This is a genomic window from Pseudarthrobacter sp. S9, from assembly GCF_050156545.1.
Lineage (GTDB): Bacteria > Actinomycetota > Actinomycetes > Actinomycetales > Micrococcaceae > Arthrobacter.
The window spans coordinates 3,665,116-3,687,384 of record NZ_CP189576.1 but is presented as its reverse complement, the minus strand read 5'-3'; the positions used below and the strand labels follow the sequence as shown (position 1 = coordinate 3,687,384).

Annotated in this window: 14 protein-coding genes and 1 pseudogene; 5 read left to right on the top strand and 10 right to left on the bottom strand. The window is 61.4% G+C overall.

The genetic code is table 11. The features are described 5' to 3' along the window. Positions 1 to 191: 191 nt before the first annotated feature. The 4 genes and pseudogenes from ACQCSY_RS17710 (at position 192) to ACQCSY_RS17695 (ending at position 3,971) form a co-directional block, all read left to right on the top strand. A complete protein-coding gene (locus ACQCSY_RS17710; protein ID WP_427130804.1) occupies positions 192 to 1,253 on the top strand; it encodes a glycosyltransferase in 1,062 nt (353 codons plus the stop codon). A gap of 92 nt (positions 1,254 to 1,345) precedes the next feature. Next, positions 1,346 to 2,401: an XcbB/CpsF family capsular polysaccharide biosynthesis protein gene (locus tag ACQCSY_RS17705; RefSeq protein WP_427130802.1), complete on the top strand. Its 1,056-nt coding sequence runs from the start codon at positions 1,346 to 1,348 to the stop codon at positions 2,399 to 2,401. A gap of 18 nt (positions 2,402 to 2,419) precedes the next feature. Continuing rightward, positions 2,420 to 2,809 (top strand): annotated as a pseudogene (locus ACQCSY_RS17700) (IS110 family transposase); the annotation flags it as partial. 250 nt (positions 2,810 to 3,059) lie between these two features. Next, positions 3,060 to 3,971, top strand: a complete 912-nt coding sequence (locus ACQCSY_RS17695) for a transposase (protein ID WP_427130800.1) — start codon at positions 3,060 to 3,062, stop codon at positions 3,969 to 3,971. A gap of 9 nt (positions 3,972 to 3,980) precedes the next feature. Here the strand turns inward: ACQCSY_RS17695 and ACQCSY_RS17690 are convergent, their stop codons facing one another. Both ACQCSY_RS17690 and ACQCSY_RS17685 read right to left on the bottom strand, forming a co-directional pair. After that, complete coding sequence (locus tag ACQCSY_RS17690; protein ID WP_427130798.1) at positions 3,981 to 6,287, bottom strand: putative transposase; 2,307 nt, start codon at positions 6,285 to 6,287, stop codon at positions 3,981 to 3,983. Positions 6,288 to 6,423: 136 nt separating this feature from the next. Then, complete coding sequence (locus ACQCSY_RS17685) at positions 6,424 to 8,730, bottom strand: putative transposase (protein ID WP_427130798.1); 2,307 nt, start codon at positions 8,728 to 8,730, stop codon at positions 6,424 to 6,426. On the opposite strand from ACQCSY_RS17685, the gene ACQCSY_RS17680 reads away from it, so the two are divergent. Next, entirely contained in the window at positions 8,651 to 9,226 is a 576-nt protein-coding gene (locus ACQCSY_RS17680; protein WP_427135913.1) for a transposase, read from the top strand. The genes ACQCSY_RS17685 and ACQCSY_RS17680 overlap by 80 nt on opposite strands. Before the next feature lie 319 nt (positions 9,227 to 9,545). Here ACQCSY_RS17680 and ACQCSY_RS17675 read toward each other — a convergent pair whose 3' ends face one another. The 8 genes from ACQCSY_RS17675 to ACQCSY_RS17640 form a co-directional block, all read right to left on the bottom strand. Beyond that, the gene (locus ACQCSY_RS17675; RefSeq protein ID WP_427135911.1) at positions 9,546 to 10,856 is read right to left on the bottom strand and encodes an endonuclease/exonuclease/phosphatase family protein; all 1,311 of its coding nucleotides are present in this window, start codon (positions 10,854 to 10,856) and stop codon (positions 9,546 to 9,548) included. A 181-nt stretch (positions 10,857 to 11,037) separates the two neighbouring features. Then, positions 11,038 to 12,447: a glycosyltransferase family 2 protein gene (locus tag ACQCSY_RS17670; RefSeq protein ID WP_427130796.1), complete on the bottom strand. Its 1,410-nt coding sequence runs from the start codon at positions 12,445 to 12,447 to the stop codon at positions 11,038 to 11,040. Between the two features lie 240 nt (positions 12,448 to 12,687). Beyond that, on the bottom strand, positions 12,688 to 14,667 hold the full coding sequence (locus ACQCSY_RS17665) for a fibronectin type III domain-containing protein (RefSeq protein ID WP_427130795.1): 1,980 nt from the start codon (positions 14,665 to 14,667) through the stop codon (positions 12,688 to 12,690). 517 nt (positions 14,668 to 15,184) lie between these two features. Further along, a complete protein-coding gene (locus tag ACQCSY_RS17660; RefSeq protein WP_427130793.1) occupies positions 15,185 to 16,126 on the bottom strand; it encodes an endonuclease/exonuclease/phosphatase family protein in 942 nt (313 codons plus the stop codon). A gap of 497 nt (positions 16,127 to 16,623) precedes the next feature. Beyond that, on the bottom strand, positions 16,624 to 18,180 hold the full coding sequence (locus ACQCSY_RS17655; protein WP_427130791.1) for a glycosyltransferase: 1,557 nt from the start codon (positions 18,178 to 18,180) through the stop codon (positions 16,624 to 16,626). Positions 18,181 to 18,240: 60 nt separating this feature from the next. Beyond that, a complete protein-coding gene (gene wecC / locus ACQCSY_RS17650) occupies positions 18,241 to 19,521 on the bottom strand; it encodes a UDP-N-acetyl-D-mannosamine dehydrogenase (RefSeq protein ID WP_427130789.1) in 1,281 nt (426 codons plus the stop codon). Beyond that, entirely contained in the window at positions 19,502 to 21,409 is a 1,908-nt protein-coding gene (locus ACQCSY_RS17645) for a glycosyltransferase family protein (protein ID WP_427130788.1), read from the bottom strand. The genes wecC and ACQCSY_RS17645 overlap by 20 nt, the downstream gene beginning before the upstream one ends. Then, on the bottom strand, positions 21,409 to 22,137 hold the full coding sequence (locus tag ACQCSY_RS17640; protein ID WP_427130787.1) for an ABC transporter ATP-binding protein: 729 nt from the start codon (positions 22,135 to 22,137) through the stop codon (positions 21,409 to 21,411). Before ACQCSY_RS17640 ends, ACQCSY_RS17645 begins: the two co-directional genes overlap by 1 nt. Positions 22,138 to 22,269: the final 132 nt, after the last annotated feature.

Below are 22,269 nucleotides of genomic sequence, written 5' to 3'. Positions count from 1 at the left end.
GTCCCTCATGGCGTTTTGAGACTGATCCCGAGAGGCCACAGGTATCTCGAGGCTACGATAACGGGAAATATCGACTATTTGTTTGGCGCAAGAATGGGAAGGTATATTTCGTAGACCACCTGGATGATGCAAAGCGACGCACGTCACGCCATTGGTATGACCCCCGGGGCCGACTCCGGAAAATGGAGGCCATGAACAATGAAAACGTTCCAGAGTACATTTCTTTTTTCACCGTAGATGGTAACGAGTTTCTCCGTCATAGGTACGAAGGTAGTTCTATAATTTCGATTGAACTGAAGCGCAAAAAGCGCGGCTCATTTATTTTCAGAGACGAGAAAGAACTCCTCGCCTATTGGCTATCCGAGCACGTCTTTTCCGACGCTCCACACCCCACACTGATTAGTGAATATGGATTCAATCGAACAGCGCTTGAAGGACTAAAGAAGTCCATTCCTGGCCTTCGCGTGATCTACACTCTTCACAACAATCACTTGGCGGCCCCGTACCGGTATGGCAGCAAGATTAAGCCGGAGCTCCAGGATTTCATGGACCACTTAGCGGAATACGACGCCGTGGTCGTTCTCACGGACGAGCAACGCATCGATATCATGAAACAATTCGCTCCCCTAGCCAACATTCATGTCATCCCTCATCACGTGCCCGACTTTCCGAGCATTAGCGCCACTAGGGATCCCATGAAGGTCGTCCTAGTGGGCCGTTACACATCGATAAAGGGACAGCTTGACGCAATCGAAGCATTCCGGGAAGTATCAACCCGGTTTCCGCAAGCTACGCTCGAGCTGTACGGCAGAGGTCCAGACGAAGAAGAAATCCGCAAGGCTATAGGGGCAGCCGGACTGGTGGACCAGGTCCGTATTATGGGTTTCACAGATAATTCGCTAGCCACATTTGAGGGTGCGGCACTCTCGCTTCAACCGTCCTACATGGAGGGATATGCTCTCTCCCTCCAAGAAAGCATGGCTTCGGGCTGCGTTCCAGTCGCGTACGACTTCAAGTACGGCGCACGTGCGCAGATCACAAATGGAGAAGACGGAATCTTAGTTGACACGGGTAACATCAGGGAGCTGGCGGCCGCAATTATTCTTCTACTCTCGGATCCGAAATATCTAATGACGCTTTCCTCCGCGGCCCGGAATTGTAAACGCAGCTCAACACAGCAACAAGTCGTCCAAAGTTGGGGAGTTCTTTTTCGCAATGTACGCTCGGAAGTGGAAAGTAACCTTGCTATCTAAGGGGGAAACCCTTGGTAGACAAGACGCATGTCTTACTGGCGATTTGATAATTAGTCGAATTTTCTTTAGAAAATGATGGTGGAACTTTTAACGTGACTGAATATGTTGTAGATATTTCAATCTCCGTCTCCGAGCTCGTTAACGAACTTGAAGGGCTGAGATCTTCGGTCGACATTATCCGTATCTGCCATCTAGAATCTACGGGTCCTGATGCTAATATTCTGCACTTAGCACGCAAGGACAAGCATGCACGGGACGTGCTTGTCGCTTTGGCCAAACTGGGATTCTACGCCTACACGGCAAAGCAAGGAGTCACCAGTTTTGTATTCGACGGACACATCAGCAATTTATGGCATAGCATTAAGAATGGATCCTACTCAGTAGACGAAAACGGCCTGGTCTACAGTCTCGCTCGACCGAAGATAGAGGTTAGTAGTCCAAAGCTGCTGGTCATATTTTCGTCGATTGGTCCGGACATCACAAACCCTGGACTTATTAGGTATTTTACTCAGAACTACCAGAGTGTACAGAAGTTTGTCCCCGCCACGACGGCGATCCTACGTATAGCAGATATCGGCGGCGTTCAGGGAGGATTCTACTTGAATACCAGTTTCCGTCCCAACAATGCAGACCACATCGCTTCACTTATCGCCAAGATTTGTTTGGAGCACGGGATTGAGAAGACTTCTGTTGTCCTTTATGGCGCCTCGAAAGGTGCCACCGGGGCCCTCTATCACGGGCTAATGGGAAAATACAGGACTGTTGCGGTGGATCCCATACTGAGCGATGAATACTACGAAACGCATTTTGACGACTCTCATTTTACTCGTGGGGGAATCTTTCCTCAAAGCAAACAGGATGTATTCGCACAGCTCATCGACCGATACCTCATCGAGGCTGAAGAGTTTCCTGAGTCCGCGCATCTATCCGTGATCACATCGAGCCGCTCGCCGCAATACGAGTATGTCGAGAAGCTATTGGGCGACCCACTGCTGCACCACGTGGCCCTATTCAACACTCTGAACCCCCGAATCGATGATCATCCCGATGTGAGTCCGAACTCGTTGGATTTGGCTGTTACTCTGATGAATACGTTCTTCTACGACCTCGGTCTCTCTCCCGGCATCAGAGAAGTCTCCTTCGATTAGCAGGACTTTGACGAGCTCATCAGCCTGGACGTCGCGAAGTCCGGCCATCACGCGGTAGTCCTGGACAAGGCGGGCAGGAAGCTCTTCGGTAAGGACCTGCCCAATGACTAGGCACGGCTCCGGGAGATCCTGGCCGGACTGTCCGAACACGGGAAATTCTGGCTTGTCGTGGACCAGCCGGCCACCCATCGGGGCGCTGCCGGTCGCAGTCGCCCAGGCTGCCGGCGCCGCCGTGGCCTATCTCCCGGGTCTGGCAATGCGACGGATCGCGGATCTGTATCCGGGGCAGGCCAACACTGATGCGGGGACGCGGCGTTCACCGCCGACGCCGCCCGGACCACGCCGCACACGCTGTGGGCCATCGCCTTGGACGATGAAACGCTGGCTGAACTCCGCGTGCTTTGCGGCTCACCAGCAACATTCAGCACATGGGGTTCAGTCCTCAGCGGCTCGAGCGTGGCCTCCGCCCTGATTGACAATCGTCCACTATGCGGAAGTTCTGAACGGCACCGGAAGCAGCTTCCGCCCTCGGATCAAAGCAAAAACGGCTCTTCGTGGTTGGTGGGGAAATGATTCCGTGTCGTAGCTGAAAAAAGGGCCCGTGGCCCTGCTGGGATGAGTGTGTCTAAGCATTCAACCTGGAACAGGACCACGAGCCTTGAACGAGCCTACCGGGGCGGCAGCCGACGCTGCCACCACCCTTTTCAACCTGCCCGATTACCGCGTGATCTCCACCACCCTGACGGATGATGGCCGGCGCCGGGTCATCGTCGAAAGCGAGCAGCCACCGGGCTGCCCCAGCTGCGGCGTGGTCGCGTCACGGCGGAAGGAACGCCGGTTCCAGCGGATCCGTGACATCCCTGTCGCCGGTCCCGTGGATGTCTTCTGGTCCAAGTACCGTTGGTACTGCGAGGAGCCGGCCTGTGACAGGCTCTCGTTCTTCGAATCCACCGCCCAGGTCCCGGCCCGTGCCCGCTCCACGGGCAGGCTCCGGGACCACCTCGTGGACGCGGTCATCCGTTCCGGGCGGGCCGTGTCCGAGACTGCCGCCGCGTTCGCGGTGTCCTGGTGGATGGTCCGTGCCGCCCTGAACGAAGCCTGCCTGCTGCGGCTGCCGGATGTGGATGAGCTCAGTCCCCGGATGCTGGGCATCGATGAGCACCGGTTCCGGTCGGTGCGCTACTTCCAGGACCCGGAGTCGAAGACCTGGACGAGGTTCGAGCCCTGGATGACGACCATCGTGGACCTGGATACCGGCCAGGTGCTGGGCGTGGTCGATGGCCGGGACCACAAGGGCGTCGGCGACTGGCTGTTCGCCCGCCCGCTGGCCTGGCGGCTGGCCGTGCAGGTCGTCGCGATCGACCCTTCCGCGGCGTTCCGGAAGGCGTTGAGGATGTGGCTGCCCCGCACGGCTGTGGCCGTCGTGAGTATCCATCTGGTCTCTCTGGCCAACCAGGTGTGTTTCGAGGCCCGGCAGAACCTCTCCCAGCAGGTCAAGGGCCGCCGCGGCCGGGCCGTGGACAAGGCCTGGGCGCACCGGATGCTGCTCCTGCGGGCCCAGGGCTCCTGACATGGCGATTTAATCGGTGAGTGATGGTTTCTTGTTTTTGATCTCGTAGCGCAGGACGAGGTCGGTGCCGGGGTAGCGGGTTTGCGTGCTGGTGAGGTGTTCGCAGAGCTCGGCGATCGCGGTCGTGGCCCGCTGGGTTGGGAACGGGTCAAGGCGGATTGTCAGGTGGCCGGGCTGGGTGGTGTCGATGTCGCCGCTGCCGGTGAGGGCCTGCCGGGCCAGGGTGTGGGCTTCCTCTGCGGCGCGGGCGTAGCAGGTGTTTGTCCGCACTTCCCTGGCGAGGGTGGTGGCGGTGTTGAACGCGGCCATCCGTATCGCGTGGGAGAGCAGTTTGACCTGGGTGTCCAGGACCTGCTGGCCCGGGGCAAGATCGCCCAGCCGCACCCGGGCAGGGCTCCCCTGGTGCGCGGCTTCCGCCGCCTCCAAGGCTGTTTCAGCGTCCCAGAGCGGCGCGGTGGCCGCGTTGTGGGCGGCACTGGTGACCGTCACCTCGTTGGAACCTGGCAGGGGGGTGCGGGCTGCCAGCAGTGCCGCGTCCGCCTCGGCCTTCGCCTGGCCATGGCGGGCCCGGGCGGCCAGCACCTGCTGGTAGGCCTTCTTCTTCGCCGGGTTCGGCACCGACCTCTCCGCATCGTCATCGGTGCTGGCGTAGGCGTCGTGGGAATCAAGGGCGAAATGCATGCGCGCGTACCGGAAGTAGTTCTCCTGCCGCCACCGGGACCCCATCCGGTAAATGACTTCCCCGGCCGGCAAGCCCTCGGTGGTGGTGAGGATGTGGATCTGGCGGGTGCCTCCGCCGCGGGTGGGCACGATCCGGCTGATCTGCCGCATCCGGAAGACCTCACCGGTCGCACCTAGGGGCAGGTCCACGTGCGTGTCGGCGGCGGTCCAGGACCGTGCCTCCCCGTGCCCGTCCGTGTGGGCGGCCGTGGTGAAAAGGCGTTGGTCAATGTCGGTGGTGGCGCCTTTGCGCCAGGTCAGCACGTCAAAGCCGGCCTCGGACATGTGTTTGAAGAGGGCCGGGGACCAGCCTCCCCGGTCAAAGCCCACCAGCACCCGCCGCTCATCCCCGATGATCGTCCGCAGGGACGGCAGGAGGCGGCGCAGTTCCCCGGTCAGGGCGGCACCGGGTTCCGCCAGGACCACGAACACGGGAGCGCCGGCCGCATCGGAGACCCAGGTCTCTTCCGTGGCCGGGACAGGGAACTTCAACCTCGTTGAGTGGACCTTGCCGATCTTCTTCGTGCCCTGGTAGGCGCGCACATGCCCGTCAACATAAAGCACCGCCGCCAAACCATCCTCACCGCTGCCGCCGTTGGCGCTGCCGGTGCCGAGGTGTTTGATGGCCATGGCCGTGATGAGCTCATCGGCTTTCCCGGTCCCGGCCAGGTGGGTGAGTTTGCGGCGGATCGTTTTTACTTCGGGTGCCCGGTCCAGCCCGAGCACCCGTCCCAGCGCTTCCGGGTCGAAGCGGGTGGCGCCCTCGGCCCGGGGTTCACCGGCCAGGGCCCGGAAAACAGCATCCAGCAGAAGGGAGTCCAGGCCGTAGAACCCGTCCGGCAACGCCCCGAAGGTTGCCCGTGAACAGGCCAGCAACCCGGTGGCTTCCAGGGCCGGCAGGGCCAGGAACAACCCGGCCAACGGCACCCTGGCTGCCGGGGCAAAGGCCGGGGCCGCGCACTCCAGCAGGCCGGCTCGGGCGGCGGCGCGCTCCCCGGACCGGTCCACCGGTGCCGGCAGGACCGGCAGGACCGGCTGGGTCACCGTGGCGGAGGTGGTGCCCACGGTGTTTGTCGGTTCCGGTGTCCCTGGTTCGTTTCCGTCGCCGGCTTTCAGTACCAGGGCCCGGCGGACGCTGAATTCGGAGACACCCACGGCGGCACCCACAGCGCGCAGGGACAGGCCCGTGGCCCGCAATGCGACGATCTCGGCCATGACCGTCCCGGTCAGCCGGCTGGGCCCTTTCGGACCCATTCTCTCCGGCGCCAAACCCGCGACGCCCTCGGCTGCCAGGAGTTGGCGCCACCGCCACAGCGTCACCGGCTCAACCCCGAACGCCCCGGCGATCTCGGCCACGGAAGCGGCCTTGATGTCAGCCAGTTTCACGGCCGTGAACCGGCGCGTCACCGTGTCAGGGGCATCCCAGACGTAGGCGAGTTCGCCGTGAATGAAGACCCGGCCGCCGTCACCGTCTTCAACCAGGGAAACGGCGAGGCCCACGTGCGCTGCACCGGCAATCATCGGGACCGGAAGGGGCAGCTGGGCAGTCATCACGCCCATCATCCCACCCTTCAACAGCGACAAATGTTCTTTCACGTATTTTATCGCAAATGGTGGGAGATTAACAGGCCTGGAGCCACGAAAACACCGGAAAACCAAGGAACGTACCCAGCGACCCGGCGCTCATGTCCTGAGCCCTGGGGCCGGTGACCAGGGCTCCTGACATGGCGATTTAATCGGTGAGTGATGGTTTCTTGTTTTTGATCTCGTAGCGCAGGACGAGGTCGGTGCCGGGGTAGCGGGTTTGCGTGCTGGTGAGGTGTTCGCAGAGCTCGGCGATCGCGGTCGTGGCCCGCTGGGTTGGGAACGGGTCAAGGCGGATTGTCAGGTGGCCGGGCTGGGTGGTGTCGATGTCGCCGCTGCCGGTGAGGGCCTGCCGGGCCAGGGTGTGGGCTTCCTCTGCGGCGCGGGCGTAGCAGGTGTTTGTCCGCACTTCCCTGGCGAGGGTGGTGGCGGTGTTGAACGCGGCCATCCGTATCGCGTGGGAGAGCAGTTTGACCTGGGTGTCCAGGACCTGCTGGCCCGGGGCAAGATCGCCCAGCCGCACCCGGGCAGGGCTCCCCTGGTGCGCGGCTTCCGCCGCCTCCAAGGCTGTTTCAGCGTCCCAGAGCGGCGCGGTGGCCGCGTTGTGGGCGGCACTGGTGACCGTCACCTCGTTGGAACCTGGCAGGGGGGTGCGGGCTGCCAGCAGTGCCGCGTCCGCCTCGGCCTTCGCCTGGCCATGGCGGGCCCGGGCGGCCAGCACCTGCTGGTAGGCCTTCTTCTTCGCCGGGTTCGGCACCGACCTCTCCGCATCGTCATCGGTGCTGGCGTAGGCGTCGTGGGAATCAAGGGCGAAATGCATGCGCGCGTACCGGAAGTAGTTCTCCTGCCGCCACCGGGACCCCATCCGGTAAATGACTTCCCCGGCCGGCAAGCCCTCGGTGGTGGTGAGGATGTGGATCTGGCGGGTGCCTCCGCCGCGGGTGGGCACGATCCGGCTGATCTGCCGCATCCGGAAGACCTCACCGGTCGCACCCAGGGGCAGGTCCACGTGCGTGTCGGCGGCGGTCCAGGACCGTGCCTCCCCGTGCCCGTCCGTGTGGGCGGCCGTGGTGAAAAGGCGTTGGTCAATGTCGGTGGTGGCGCCTTTGCGCCAGGTCAGCACGTCAAAGCCGGCCTCGGACATGTGTTTGAAGAGGGCCGGGGACCAGCCTCCCCGGTCAAAGCCCACCAGCACCCGCCGCTCATCCCCGATGATCGTCCGCAGGGACGGCAGGAGGCGGCGCAGTTCCCCGGTCAGGGCGGCACCGGGTTCCGCCAGGACCACGAACACGGGAGCGCCGGCCGCATCGGAGACCCAGGTCTCTTCCGTGGCCGGGACAGGGAACTTCAACCTCGTTGAGTGGACCTTGCCGATCTTCTTCGTGCCCTGGTAGGCGCGCACATGCCCGTCAACATAAAGCACCGCCGCCAAACCATCCTCACCGCTGCCGCCGTTGGCGCTGCCGGTGCCGAGGTGTTTGATGGCCATGGCCGTGATGAGCTCATCGGCTTTCCCGGTCCCGGCCAGGTGGGTGAGTTTGCGGCGGATCGTTTTTACTTCGGGTGCCCGGTCCAGCCCGAGCACCCGTCCCAGCGCTTCCGGGTCGAAGCGGGTGGCGCCCTCGGCCCGGGGTTCACCGGCCAGGGCCCGGAAAACAGCATCCAGCAGAAGGGAGTCCAGGCCGTAGAACCCGTCCGGCAACGCCCCGAAGGTTGCCCGTGAACAGGCCAGCAACCCGGTGGCTTCCAGGGCCGGCAGGGCCAGGAACAACCCGGCCAACGGCACCCTGGCTGCCGGGGCAAAGGCCGGGGCCGCGCACTCCAGCAGGCCGGCTCGGGCGGCGGCGCGCTCCCCGGACCGGTCCACCGGTGCCGGCAGGACCGGCAGGACCGGCTGGGTCACCGTGGCGGAGGTGGTGCCCACGGTGTTTGTCGGTTCCGGTGTCCCTGGTTCGTTTCCGTCGCCGGCTTTCAGTACCAGGGCCCGGCGGACGCTGAATTCGGAGACACCCACGGCGGCACCCACAGCGCGCAGGGACAGGCCCGTGGCCCGCAATGCGACGATCTCGGCCATGACCGTCCCGGTCAGCCGGCTGGGCCCTTTCGGACCCATTCTCTCCGGCGCCAAACCCGCGACGCCCTCGGCTGCCAGGAGTTGGCGCCACCGCCACAGCGTCACCGGCTCAACCCCGAACGCCCCGGCGATCTCGGCCACGGAAGCGGCCTTGATGTCAGCCAGTTTCACGGCCGTGAACCGGCGCGTCACCGTGTCAGGGGCATCCCAGACGTAGGCGAGTTCGCCGTGAATGAAGACCCGGCCGCCGTCACCGTCTTCAACCAGGGAAACGGCGAGGCCCACGTGCGCTGCACCGGCAATCATCGGGACCGGAAGGGGCAGCTGGGCAGTCATCACGCCCATCATCCCACCCTTCAACAGCGACAAATGTTCTTTCACGTATTTTATCGCAAATGGTGGGAGATTAACAGGCCTGGAGCCACGAAAACACCGGAAAACCAAGGAACGTACCCAGCGACCCGGCGCTCATGTCCTGAGCCCTGGTGACACACTCACGGAAAAGGCAGGGCACCGCCTGACGGAGGTCTTCGCCGCGGACGATCCGACCGGCACCCTCCAGGCAGTGTGGAAGGTCAAGGAACAGATGCGGGCACTGCTGCGCACCGGGACGCTGGCTGGCGCGGAAGCGGCCAGGGAAGAACTGAAGGTCCTCGTCGAAGCAGCCGCCAGACCCGAAACCAACAGGCTCTACCGCACCGTGTGCAAATGGTGGCCGGAGATCGAAGTCCTCATCGTCACCGGCGCAACAACGGGCAAGGTGGAGGCCAACAACACGACCATCAAAAATATCAAACGCACCGCCCGCGGCTACCGCAACGCCGCCAACTACAAATCGGTTATCCTCATGAGAAGTGCCGTCCGGACGGCGGCATGACACTCATCCGGGAATCCATTTCCCCACGAACCACCAAGAGCCGCAAAAACCCAGCTCCAGGCACAGCAACCCGTGGCCCTGCAGAAATGGCCCTAGTTTCGGTTGGCGTTGACATACCAGTGCATTCTTTTCCAGGAAACGTGCCAGCAGGTCAAATTGGCCTCTGGAAACAAGCCTCAGGATAGTCAAGCCCAAGCTCCCGCCGCGAAGCGAAAGACCGTGCAAGTCATTGGCCGGTGCTCTCGTCAGGGGTTGTAATGCAAAAGGGCGCCTGCCTCAGCCAATGGCTGTGCAGGCGCCCTCGCTCCACCCCAGGATCTTAAGGTAACTGAACGACCGCACTGACCATGTTGTGGTCAGAAGGTATAGTTCCGACGAAGTTACCGGCGGCATCGATGTTGATCACAGTCTCCCATTTCGCCACCCTCATCTTGGAAGTGAAGATGTAATCCAAGTAGGTCCCGTTGCCTGTCGTGTTGCGCGCGCGGGCCTTGCGCTCGAACCCGTTGAAGCTGTCGTAATTGGCCCGAATCCGCTGTTCAGCGGTTGCCGCTGCCGACGGGGCGTCGTTTTTGTAAGTGTTGCCCAGCGGATCAACATATCCGGCTGAAACCATCACGTCGTAGGGAGCGTTCGACGGTTCCGTCCACTTGTGCGAATTGAAATCGCCCACCATGAGCACGGGCAACTTGCCGGTGTTGATACGTGAAATTGCTGACGCGATGGCTGAGGTCTGCGACTGCCTCAGTAGGTAGTACGCGCTTGCTTTACTTGAGTCCAGCTGGGTGTCGCCGAAGAAGAAAGACTTGCCGGTGGACCGTTGGCGCAGGATTGACCAGGCGAGGTACCGTGTGTTGTCGGTCGAGCTGACCTTTGGAAGCGCCACAGACCCCTGACTCACGAGCTCGACGGTGCCCTTGTTATAGAGAATTTTGGTTCCTTGGGACGCACCCCGATCCGAGTAAACGCAGTTAGTCGGCGTGACGTCGTTGACGCAGTTATTGCGTTTTGCGTTGGCCAACTGGTAATTGATCCCCCGGTTAAACAACCTCTCCTGGAGGTCCTCGAACTGGGTCAGTCCGCCGGGCCGAGTCTCGTTCTTTAGCCAGCCCTGAGAGGCTTCCTGAATACCGACGACGTCTGGAACCTTGGAGACAATGGTGGAGACCACGGCATCCCGACGACCCGACCAGGTCAGCTCATTCGCCAACCCGTCGAAGCAGTTGTCGCACTTGACGTTGTAGCTTGCCACCGACAGCGGATTTGAAATGGCGGGCAGAGCCGGCGCAGCGAGCGTTTTTGCCGAGACAGCCGAGGAATACGGACTGAGGTTTGCACCATCGAGCGTGATGACACGGACCTTGGCATAGTACTTAGTCGCCGGCTTCAGGTCCCTGATTTCGCCCGAGGTGGACGAGAACCTGTAAAAGGTGGCACCGGACATATCAGCGTTGGGCGAGAGCTGGATCCGGTATTTCGGAGCTCCGCTAACCGCATTCCACTTGAACGTCAACGACGTCGTGGCCTGGGCAGAGGACGTTAGTCCGCTCGGAGTGGCGTAAGTCACCGCGGGCTTTATCCCGGGTGCAGCCGTGGCAGCGGGCAGCGGCACGGCGAGAAGCAGAGCCATCAGGGCCACTGGCAAAATATGCCAACGCCGGGCCGAGCTTAAGGGGGACGGAGTGGGAAAAATTGCCAAGAGTAACCTCGCGGATCGCTAGGAGAAGAAATTGTTGGCTCGGGACCGTCGAATTCTTGCATTAAATACACCCTGGCATCCAATAGGATCCCCGCGACACGCTGAAGAAGTACTAATTCGATATCGAGAGGCTGAGGTTTCCCTGCACGGTTCCGTAAAAATGCATTCTGCTATCGGTGATCGGCAGTCCGCTGGACTCGGGACGGCGGACCCGGGCCGTGACGTATTTCTTGTTAATGTACGTCGTCAGGAAGAAGTCATGGGTGCCGGCTCGCATTGCATTCAGAGCTTCCGGAGTCAACAATGCGCGGAAAAGACCCGCTTTGGAATAGACAGTCTCGATCCGCCGGTCACGCTGGACCGGAACTGCGATCAGGCCGTTCCCGTCTCTGGGACGTATTTCGCACACGAGGTCGGGCATTTCGAAACGGCCGACCACCGATGCTTCGAAGAAAAGCTCCAGGGCGCCGTCCTCCACGTACCGCCCGCCCCAGAAAGCCGCTGTCAGGCGCGGACGGCCCTCATTACGGCCGAGGTCCAGCAACGCGTTTACATCTTTTCTCCTGGCCAGTGCAGAGCGGCTGCGGTACGGCTCGGGAAGGAGGTTTTCGACACTTACCGGGATGAATCGGTCAATGAATTCCCCGTGCGCGTCGAGCCAGGCCCGGCGTCGCTTTGGAGAATAGCGCTCAAACCGGCCGGGAGCGTAAATTTTTAGGCATTTCCTGCGGTACAGCCCAGCAAGGACGTCCGCCGTAACATCCGGGTCAAGACCGGCAGCAACGACGACGGCGCAGATGCTGGCTACGGAGCCCGTGTAACCGGCAGGCTCGAACCCGCTCGAGCTAATGTTTTGGCCATCGTCTCGGTTACGCAGGAAGTAGAGTGTTTCGCCGCCCAAGACAGAGATCCGCTTGGCAGCCAAGTAGGCCTCGGCGTTAAAGATGCCGTCCTCGAGGCGTACTTTCTCTTCCGGAAAGAGGATGTCGTTGTCAGCCAGCAATGAGCGCCGGTAAAGCTTTTGCGGGGCGAGTGTCTTGAACGCCTTCGGCAAGGCCACGTCGATGTCCGTTTTGACGTAGAGCCATGGCGGAACGATTCGCCCGTGGGTTCCTGCCATGGACGGAATGACGACGTCGGAACCATGGGTGTCCGCGAAGGCCACCAGCTCCCTCAACGCCTGCGGCGCGAGCACGTCGTCAGCATCCGCGAAAAACAAGTATCTCCCGTTGGTGCTTGCGATGCCAAGGTTTCGAGGCTGGCCCGGCCAGCCATGATTCTCCTGGTGCACCACTGTCACGTTTGCGTGGCGTGATGCGAACTCATCCATATAGTCCGAGCCACCGTCGGTGGAGCCATCGTCCACCAGGAAGACTTCGAACTCAGTGGCGTCCAGATCCTGGGCTGCGAGGGAGTCGAGCAATTCACGGAGGTACGGCATGGCGTTGAAGATCGGGACTACGACCGAAACCGCGGGCACTTCCTCGGACGAAACGGCTTCGGTGTGGTGGCCCTGCGGCATGATCTTGGTGCTCCTTAGTAATGGGAAAAGTTAGGGCCGGCGCAGGAGTCAGTCCTGTGCGCCCGCTTACGGCAGCGGAGACCGGCTCCGCCTGCGATGCCGCCCCCGAATAACCCTAAGCCATCCGGCGGCCTTGCAAGGGCCTCCACGCGCTGATGTCCAGCCCGCGCCACCCCGTGCCCGGATACAGGGCTCGCCGACCCGAAGTCGTCAGCGTCTTTCGGCGGCGAGCCCCAGACGTTACGGAAGACCCACGGTGGCATAGACCATGTTGTGATCAGAGGGGATCTGCCCAACATAATTGCCGGTGCTGTCCACGCTGGCGACGGTTTCCCAGGTCGGCACACGCATCTTGGACGTAAAGATGTAGTCGATGTATGTGCCGTTGGTTCCGGGCGCGCTTGCCCGGGCCAACCGTTCAAATCCGTTCCAGCTGTTGATGTGCCGGTTGGTGGCTTTCTCCGCTGTGGCGTAACCGCTGGGCAGGGTGCTGCCGTAGGTATTGCCGAGCGGATCGACGAGGCCTGCCGCTATGAAGACGTCGTAGGCCGCGTTGGACGGGTCTAGCCACTTGCTGGAGTTCAGGTCCCCCACCATGAGGACCGGCAGCTTCGTCGTATTCTCGGCCTTGATGACGTTGACGATCGTCTGAGCCTGTTGGCGCCTCAGCTCGTTGTATCCCTCAGCCTTGTCCACTTCGAGGTGGGTGTCCCCGAAGAAGAAATGCTTCCCGGTGGAGATCTGCTCGACCTCTGCCCAGGCGAGGTACCGCTGGTTTTTTTCCGGAGCAAGCGAGGGCAACAGCTTAGACCCGGAGCGGATGATTCGCACTGCATTAGGGTTGTAGAAAATTCGGGTTCCCTTGGTTGCGCCCTGTTCCTTGGGAACACAATCGGTCGGCGTGTGCGGATCAACGCAGTTGTTGCGCATTTCATTCGTCAACTTATAGGGGGCACCGGCGTCGCTGAGGCGGTTGCGCAGGTCTTCGAACTGGGACAAACCGCCGGCAGGGGAATCGACTAGCCACCCCTGCGACGCTTCCTGGATACCGATGATATCGGGGCGCTTGGACACTATGGTCCTGACCACCGCATCGCGCCGGTCCACCCAGGGAACCTCGGTTTCCATCTGGTCTTCGCAGTTGGCGCAGTGAATGTTGAAACTGGCCACTGACAGTGGGTTCACTACGGGGCCAAGGACCGGGGCTGCCGTAGTCTGGATCCGCACGATCGGACTGTAAGCACTGATGTTCGCCCCGTCCGCCGTAATGGAACGCACCTGGGCATAGTAGGCGGTCCCGGGAGTAAGGCCCCTGATGTCCGCTGTCGGATCCGTGAACCTGTAGTACACAGCCTTGCTCATATCGGCGTTGGGACTGAGAGCAATACGGTAGCGTTCCGCGGAAGGGGACACTTCCCAGGCCAGGCCTAGAGCTGTGGGCGTTTGAAAGGACATCCGGAGGCCCGTTGGCGCCGCGGGGGTGGCGGTGCCCGTTCTCGCGGAGACTGCCGCTGAGTAAGCCGTCAATGACGAGCCGTCAGACTTCAACGACCGAATCTTGAAGTAGTACATCGTGTCAGGCTTCAGCAACTTCACCGTCCCCGAAGTGGACGGGAACCGCCAATACGAGGCACCACTCATGTCCGCGTTCGCAGACACCATCACCCGATACTCAGCAGTACCCGCAACAGCGCCCCATGACAAGGACACAGAGTCCCCCGTCTGACCGACCGTCTTCAAACCCGCAGGCGGAGCCGGCGCCGCAACACCGGTCGCAGCCGAAACCGCAGCAGAATAGGCCGTCAGCGAGGCGCCGTCCGCGTCCAGCGAACGCACCTTGAAGTAGTAGTTCGTCTCCGGCTTCAGCAACTTCACCGTTCCCGAAGTGGACGGAAACCGCCAATACGAAGCACCGCTCATGTCCGCGTTTGGCGACACCATCACCCGGTACTCAGCGGTGCCTGCAACAGCACCCCACGACAACGACACCGAGTCCCCAGTCCGGCCGACCGCTTTCAAGCCTGTCGGGGCCGCCAGCGCCGACTGGGTGGAAGCGATGACGGTTGCCAGGTAAGAATCTGCCGTCGACTTCAGGGATGAGGTCGACGCTCCTGCCGCTGCTCCGGCGTTCGGCGCAACGATCACCGACATCGAGACCACCGACGCTATGGCTATCGTCGCAGTAAACAGGCGAGTTCGGAGGGCTGTGCAGGTGCGCATGTGGGACCTCATTTCCAGTGACAATCCAATGACCAGCGAGTCTTGGAGACCAGCCCAGGGCCAGACCACTTCACGTCTCTACCGCAGTCACGTCTTCCATGCCCTACACGGGTCTGTTCCTAGAAGCCACTATCGACAAGTTGCGGCGGATCGTTAGCCGTCCTGCCAAAGAAGCGCACGCCGACCAGGAGAAAACTGGGCGGCCCGAAGCAGCCGAAGACGGGCCCGTGGCACTGATCGGAACGGGCGCAGAACGGATTGTTGCCGAGTTAACACTTCTGCTGCAGGACGAAGACCACTTCGCGGCGGACGTGGCGAGGTGGTCTTCGTGTACGATCGCGATGCGATTCCTCGTCGGAACCTCCGCTGTGGACGTGGACAGGCGTCCCCTCCGCCGGCTCGGTGTCGATGAGCACCGCCCGCTCCCGCAGAGCCGGGGACCTGAAGAACGACCAGCGATATTGACGATCGAGGGGTAGCGGGTGTGTCGCGCGGAGCCTCTCTTAGCGCTGTGCCGCTACTGGAACGTGGCGGCGGTGTAGATCAGGTTGTGGTCGGACGGCGGGCGTCCACCGACGATCTGATTGCCATATGGCGTCCAGTTCTCCCAGTACTTGACCGCGATGTTGTTGGCGGCACCGACGTATATCTGATCAATGCGGGAGTCACCGACCGTCGGAATCCTGTATCCGTTGTAGGTGTCGTACTCAGGGTGCAACCTTGCAGCAGCGATCCCGTAACTGTCCGTGTAGCCGATAGCGTTGAGCTGGGTTGTCTGCGGGGCAGAGATGCTCGCAGGGGCGTTGAAGTCTCCAGTCACAAAGGCTGGCAACCCGCTGGGGTTGACCCGCTTGATCTCGGCGGCGAGCATCGTTGCTTCGGAATTGCGGGCAGCCTGCTCGTCAGTGCCGACCTCAAAGTGGGTGTTGAAGACGAAGAACTGTTTGCCTGTCGCCTTGGACTTCAGCTTGACCCATGTCATCGCGCGACCATAGTTCGAATGGGGCTTGAACTCGAAAACCTTGTAGCTGGAAGCGGTCTTATCGAACAACCCCGCGCGCCACATGATCGGAATTGGTACCGTTGCGCCGTCAGCAGGCTGGTACATGGCGTAACCCGTCATCTGCTGAATATCTGATGCCTGCGTGTAGTGGCGCAAACCAATCGCGATGTTCGACGCTTCCTGAATGCCGATCACATCAGGCTTTACCGTGCTGATGCCATTCTTGACGCCGACAACGCGTGAATCCCAATGAGGTATTTCGGGCTGAGACACCTCGCGCCACGCCGAGTCAACGTTGTAAGAAGCGACCTTGACGGTTGTCGTGCTTGCCGCGTTTGACGGTGCAACACCGAGCACGGACGCTCCGACGGCAAACAAGATGACCGAAGCGATGGTGGCAGCACTCGGCTTCTTGGATTCGCTGCGGTCAGGATTTCTCTGCTGGAAAGATAGCAACGTATTCCCCGTTCGCTTATCCTCAACCGCGATAACGCTGAGGAGTCAATTGTAGCGGGCCATTTCAAAGTCAGGTGGCTCTGACCAGGTTCCGGATCGTCCGGCGTGGCCGCTTTTAATCAAGGAGAACTCCTGTCAATCCGGTGTTTACGACAACGCTGGATGACAGGAGTTCTCCGAGTGCTATCTTCCCTCGCAAAACGTCCTTGAGAGCCATTCCGAGACCGCATGCCGGGCCGGTGCGGGCTTGGGAATCGAGAGCACCGATGTGGCTGCATTGCAGGCGGCCCTGGACCACCTTCGGCGATGACGCCTCACAAATCCGCACCGGCCACAGCGCCCACGTCATGACAAGCGTCCGCAACCTCGCCATCAACCTCTACCGAATCACCCGAGCCACTAACGTCGCCAAAGCCCTGCGCACCGCCGGACGCAACCCAAAAATCGCTCGAAACCTCATCGGACTTTGCAATGCCCCTGCAGGGACACTTCCAGAATCAGACCTTCTGGCCCTCGAGGAGCCCGTTCAACTTGCGATCGAGTGCGGCACTCAACTTGCGATCGGCTGCGGCACGCATCTCCGCCCCCCAGCGATCCACCACGGCGGCATCGCTAAAGGTGCTCGCCTTGGCTACAGCCTGGAGCCGCAACTCTTCGACAGCGGAAGGTTCCATTGTCCGCAGCCTGACGATGAGTTCCGCCATGGCAGAAATATCCCCGGCTTCCACCAGAAAGCCGTTTACGCCGTCGTCGATAATGTCGGCGGGGCCGTACGGAACGTCGTAGGCGATGGGAATGCAGCCAACGCTCATTGCCTCGATCAGAACCAGCCCCTGGACCGCCAGCTTGCTGGTCAGCAAGGTAAAGGAAGCGCTCTCAAATTCCTGCGGGGCCGACGCGGAGTATCCCGACAACGCCACGGATTTCCCCAAGTCCTGATCTGCGATGAGCCCGCGCAGAGAAGCCTCTTCGGGACCTTTACCGTAGATCCTCAGGTCGAATTCCATCCCGCCTGAGTCCCGTGCCAGTCCTAGTGCAGAAACGGCATGATCAAGGCGCTTCCGATTTGTCAGACCGCCCAGAATTACCCCTAGTTCCGGGGCGTGGCCGTGCTCTGGTCTGGTCACCGGAGGGAGGAATCTGCTGTTCGGAACAACGCAGGCGTTCCGCGGATTGTCGAAGAGTAGATCCACATCTTTTTTCTGGCTGCCAGTCAGGAAGACCACTGCATCGAAGGAACTCAAACGTTCGAATGCGTACTGTCGGCTTGGACTCAACTTCCCATGCGGTGGAACAGCGCCGCTGGCCAAGTGCGAGTTGTGCACGACATGCATTGTGACAACGTTGTCCCGCCGGTAACGGGTCATGAAGTTGGCTGTAGATTTGCTATCAACAATCATAAAAGACTGGCGGCCCGCGACGACGAGGTCAAGCCAAAAATGGTAAAGCGACCAAACCTGGTTCCAGGACGACACCGGTCGGCCGTCCAAACCGCACAAGGTGACCAGTCGGCCGCCCTCTGCTCCCTTGGCTTGCACATCTCGCCTATCAGCGACTATGAGAGAACCGTCCGACCGGAAATAGTCCACCTGCAATACGGTTTTCTGGTCGGACGCATACCGGACCCGCCGGCGAAGGAGTCCCCCGCTGACTTCATCCGTACATTCCTCCGCCTCACCGATGGCCGAGAACTCCCCTTTTACGTTCTTGCCCGGTTTCGCCGATTCCAGCTGGGTTTGGTTGAGTTGGCCCAGTTCTTCCCAGAGGTTTCGTAGGATAAGTCCCGGTATCAACTCACCAGCGGCTTCAAGCTCGCAACGGATCTCGTCGTAGTCGTCCGACCATTCGAAGGTCAGTACATCCACGTCGACCCCGGCCTCATGTATAAACGCCCGGGACCGGTGAAGCAGAGAATTCGTCATTCCGCCGTACTCTATCGGCACCCCCCACGTCACCGCACAGTGATAGCCTCTCGGCAGGACGACGCCTGAAATGGGGCGGGCGTTTACAGAATCCACAAAATTGTCCAGCCGATCGTTGGTGCTCTGCGTCATTACTATGGGTTCTTCCATTTGAAGTCTCGGAATTGATTCACTGGGCTCCGGTCTCTGGTGTCAGCGCCAGAACCCGCGGGTATCAATGAGCCGCTTGCCCTCAAGGCTGGCGGGTTCGATCTCACGGAACTTGTCGTGATCGACCAACAGCACCACTACCTGGGCGGCCTCTATAGCTGTGTCTGTTTCCACGAGGCGGATGTTGGGAATCGCGGTCAGTTCCTTGGGCAGACGATCCTTGTGCGGTGCCGCGACAAAAATTTCTGCATCCGGCTGCAGAGTGGCCACGCGCCGGACGATCTCCATGGCCGGCGATTCCCGGACGTCGTCGATATTCGCCTTGAAGGCGAGGCCCAGGCAGGCGATAACCGGACGGTCGATGTCGCTGACCGCCTTCCGGATCTGGTCCACGATGTAGCCGGGCTTGCCGTCATTTACCTCGCGGGCAGTCCGGATCAGGGCGGAATTTTCGGGATCGGCAGCCACAATGAACCACGGGTCGACGGCAATGCAGTGGCCGCCGACGCCGGGTCCGGGCTGGAGGATGTTGACACGGGGATGATGATTAGCCAGGCGGATCAGTTCCCACACGTCGATGTCCAGGTTGTCGCTGATGACGGACAACTCGTTGGCAAACGCGATGTTGACGTCGCGGTAGGCGTTCTCCACGAGCTTGGTCATCTCTGCCGTTGCAGCGTCCGTGAGGTGGATTTCACCCTGGCAGAACACTCCGTAGAGAGCGGCAGCAGCCTCGGCAGCTTCAGGGGTGAGACCGCCCACCACACGGTCGTTCGTGACCAGCTCAATCATGATCCGGCCCGGCAGCACCCGTTCGGGGCAGTGCGCCACGAGCAGCATAGGCTTGCCGTCGTGGCCGTCGAGGCTGAGGTCCGGGCGCAGCCCCAGAATCAGCTCTGCAAGGCGCCGTGTACTCCCGGGAGGAGAGGTCGACTCCAGAATCACCAGCTCGCCGCCACTCAGCTTCGGGGCGATAGCACGGGCCGCGGCAGCGATGTAGGACATGTCCGCGGACTTGTCTGACTTGAACGGCGTCGGCACGGCCACGATATAGGCATCCGCGCTTGGAGTCTCGAGTTGAGCCCGGAGCCTGCCCTGGCTCACCGCGCCCGCGACATGGATACCCAAGTCAGGTTCCACAAACGGAACATCGCCGTTGTTGATGGCTTCCACCGTGCTCGGATTGACGTCGACGCCGATCACCTCGAGACCGTTGGTGGCGAGAATGGCCGCCGTGGGCAGTCCAATGTAGCCGAGCCCGACGACGGCGACCGTCCTGATCGGGGCCTCGTTCTCCGCAGCCCTAGATGTCAACATGTTCATTTAACTTTCCATAGAATTTGAGGTCGCCGGACGCAAGCAGTTCCGCATCCTCGACCTGCCAGGTGTGTCCATCACCGCTGCGGACCTGAAAGTAATTGAAGCGGTCCGCCGAGTAGATGATCTTACCGGCGGCATGGGCGGCACGGAGAAATCCGGTGTCCTCGCCGACGGTGACGTGCTGGAACGGGTGGTCGGTGAAGACTTCCCTGCGCGCCATGATGGTGGGTCCCATCACGAAGTCGGTGAACCGATGTTCCCTGGCAGCGAACCGCAGGATCGCCGCGTTCGACGTCTCAAGATGCATGTAGTGCGCCTGCTTCCCCACGACGTCGGCGCCTGAGTAGGACAAGGCATGAAGCTGGTCATTGAGGTAGTTGGGCCCATAGTGGTCGTCGTCGTCCATCTTTGTGAGGATCTGCCCGCTGGCCGCGGCGACACACATGTTGAGACACTCCCCCAGCGAGACTTCCCGTGATGCTTCGAGGAGCACCACGTTCCGGAGCCCGAACTCATCGGAGAGTTCCGCCAAGCGTTCGGTGGAGAGCCGGAAGCCGTGAGTGAGCAGCACCAGTTCCGGGTCAACGCCACGCTGTCCCGCCAGGGTCCGGAAGACGCTTTCCAGGTTCCCAGGCCTGATGGTAGGCAGCAGCACCGATACAGAGGGCCTCTTCACCTCCGCGGCAATTCCCGGCACGGCGTGCTCCAGCACGGTGTTGGCCCGGTGAGCGTAGGTGTGGGCTGCCCAGATGGTGCGTTGAGCCAGGTGCGCTGTGCGGTCATTCAACTCCGGGTTGGAAACCAGCGCCCGAGTTAGGTGTTCGGCTTCCTTGCGGGTGGCAGCCACGGGCACCGCTGCCGCGGCAAAGAACTCTCCCATTGCCTGGCTGGGGGCGGTGACCACCGGCGTTCCGGATGCCGAGATCTCAAAAATGCGACGGGCACACATGCTGGGCGAATCCACTACCGAGTTGACGTTGAGGAACACCTTGTAGGCCTTGTAGGCGGACAGTGTCTGGGGGTAGCTCAGCGAACCGACCACCCGTGAGTCCAGTGGTGCAGGGAACTGGTACTCGGCGTTGCCGCCAAGTAGGCGAGAGAAAATCTCCAGACCCGTCCCCATTCTGGCGGACGCGTCCAGCGCGCCGCCGAGGAGGAAGTCCATCTGGGCCCGGCGCTCAGGGTACTTGTGGGCAAAGTACATTCCTGCGAAGGCAACGTCCCTCTTGTGCCGGCCATGTACCGGCCGCACCGGGTTGTGGACGGCTGGCTGGGCCGCGAACGGAAGCACAGCGACGCGATTGTGCCCGAGATCCACCCTGTACTGTGCGATTCGACCGGAATCCGAGGTGAAGACCCGATCAAACAGCCGTGCAGCGGGCAGGAAGTCATCGTAGTGCGGCGGGTCTTCCTTGTTCCAGAAAACCGTAGGGATCCCCTGCTCCCGGCACCACTGGACCAGCTCGCGGAACTCGTCACTGGGTCCGTTGGGACCCGTCAGCTTGCCCCGCCACAGCCCGGCGTTCCCGGCCCAGGCCGACTCGACAAACAAGAGGTCAATGGCCCCGGATCCAAGGTCGCCTCGCCAGGTCTGCGGGTGGACCGGGCTGGTGGACCACTCGTGCCCGAAGGCCAGTGCGGAAAAATCGTCCAGGATGACAGCGGCCCGTACATCCGGCCGGGTGGGTTGCGGCAGCGGCAGGCTCGCCGGCATCAGCGAGAGCCGTCGCTTGCGGCCCCGCCCAGTCCACGCCGCTTCCACGCCCTGCACATTGCGCGGTGCGGCGAAGCCCTGTTCGATCCGCTGGCGGGAACGCCAGGACTTGAACTGGGCCGGCCCACCCCTCCGCAGATGCCACAGTCCGGTTCGGATCTCGCGGAGAGCCGGCATCAGCCCCGGCTCCGGCGTGAGGACCGCTCGCGGACCTCGGTAGCCACCAGGTTCGCTTTGGCGTCGTCGAGAATCTTGGCGGCGGAGATGTTATTGCCCTTGGAGAGATGGCGGGTGAAATCCTGGTATGCCTTGATGGCCACGTCCGGGTCACTGTCCATGATCAGATCTCCCTTGTCCAGCCAGATAGCCCGCGTGCACATGTCTTTGATGGTTTCGAGGCTGTGGCTGACCAAGAAAACGCAGCCCGCCTTTTCCCGTAGCTCAGCCATCCGCAATTTGCTCCGATCCGCAAACTGCGCATCACCGGTGTTGAGCGCCTCATCGACCAACAGAATCTCGGGATCGACGCTCGCCGCGATCGCAAACCGCAGGCGCGAAGCCATACCGGAGGAGTACGACTTCATGGGCAAATGAATGGACTTCTCAAGTCCGGAAAGTTCCACGATGCTGGCGAACTTCTCGTCCGCCTCGGAGCGGCTCATCCCCATGGCGAGGCAGCCAAGGATCACATTCTGATCGCCGGAGAGGTCCTGGACCAGGGCGGCGTTGACTCCCAGCATGATGGGGGTGCTGGAAGCGTAAACCGCTCCCCCGGTTGGCTTGGACTGGCCACTGATGATCTTCATCAGCGTGCTTTTTCCGGAACCGTTGCGGCCGATGATTCCGACCGACTCACCCCGCTCCACCACCAGGGACAGCTCATTCAAGGCCTGGACGGTCACCATGTTTGACTTCTGGACGGCCCGTCGCAGAAAGCGCGCTCCGGTGGCCTTGGCCTCGTCGGAGGAGGACTCGGTAGATGCCACCCGATAGCGCATCCGGACCTTATCCACCACCACGCAGGGGTGGCCTTCGAT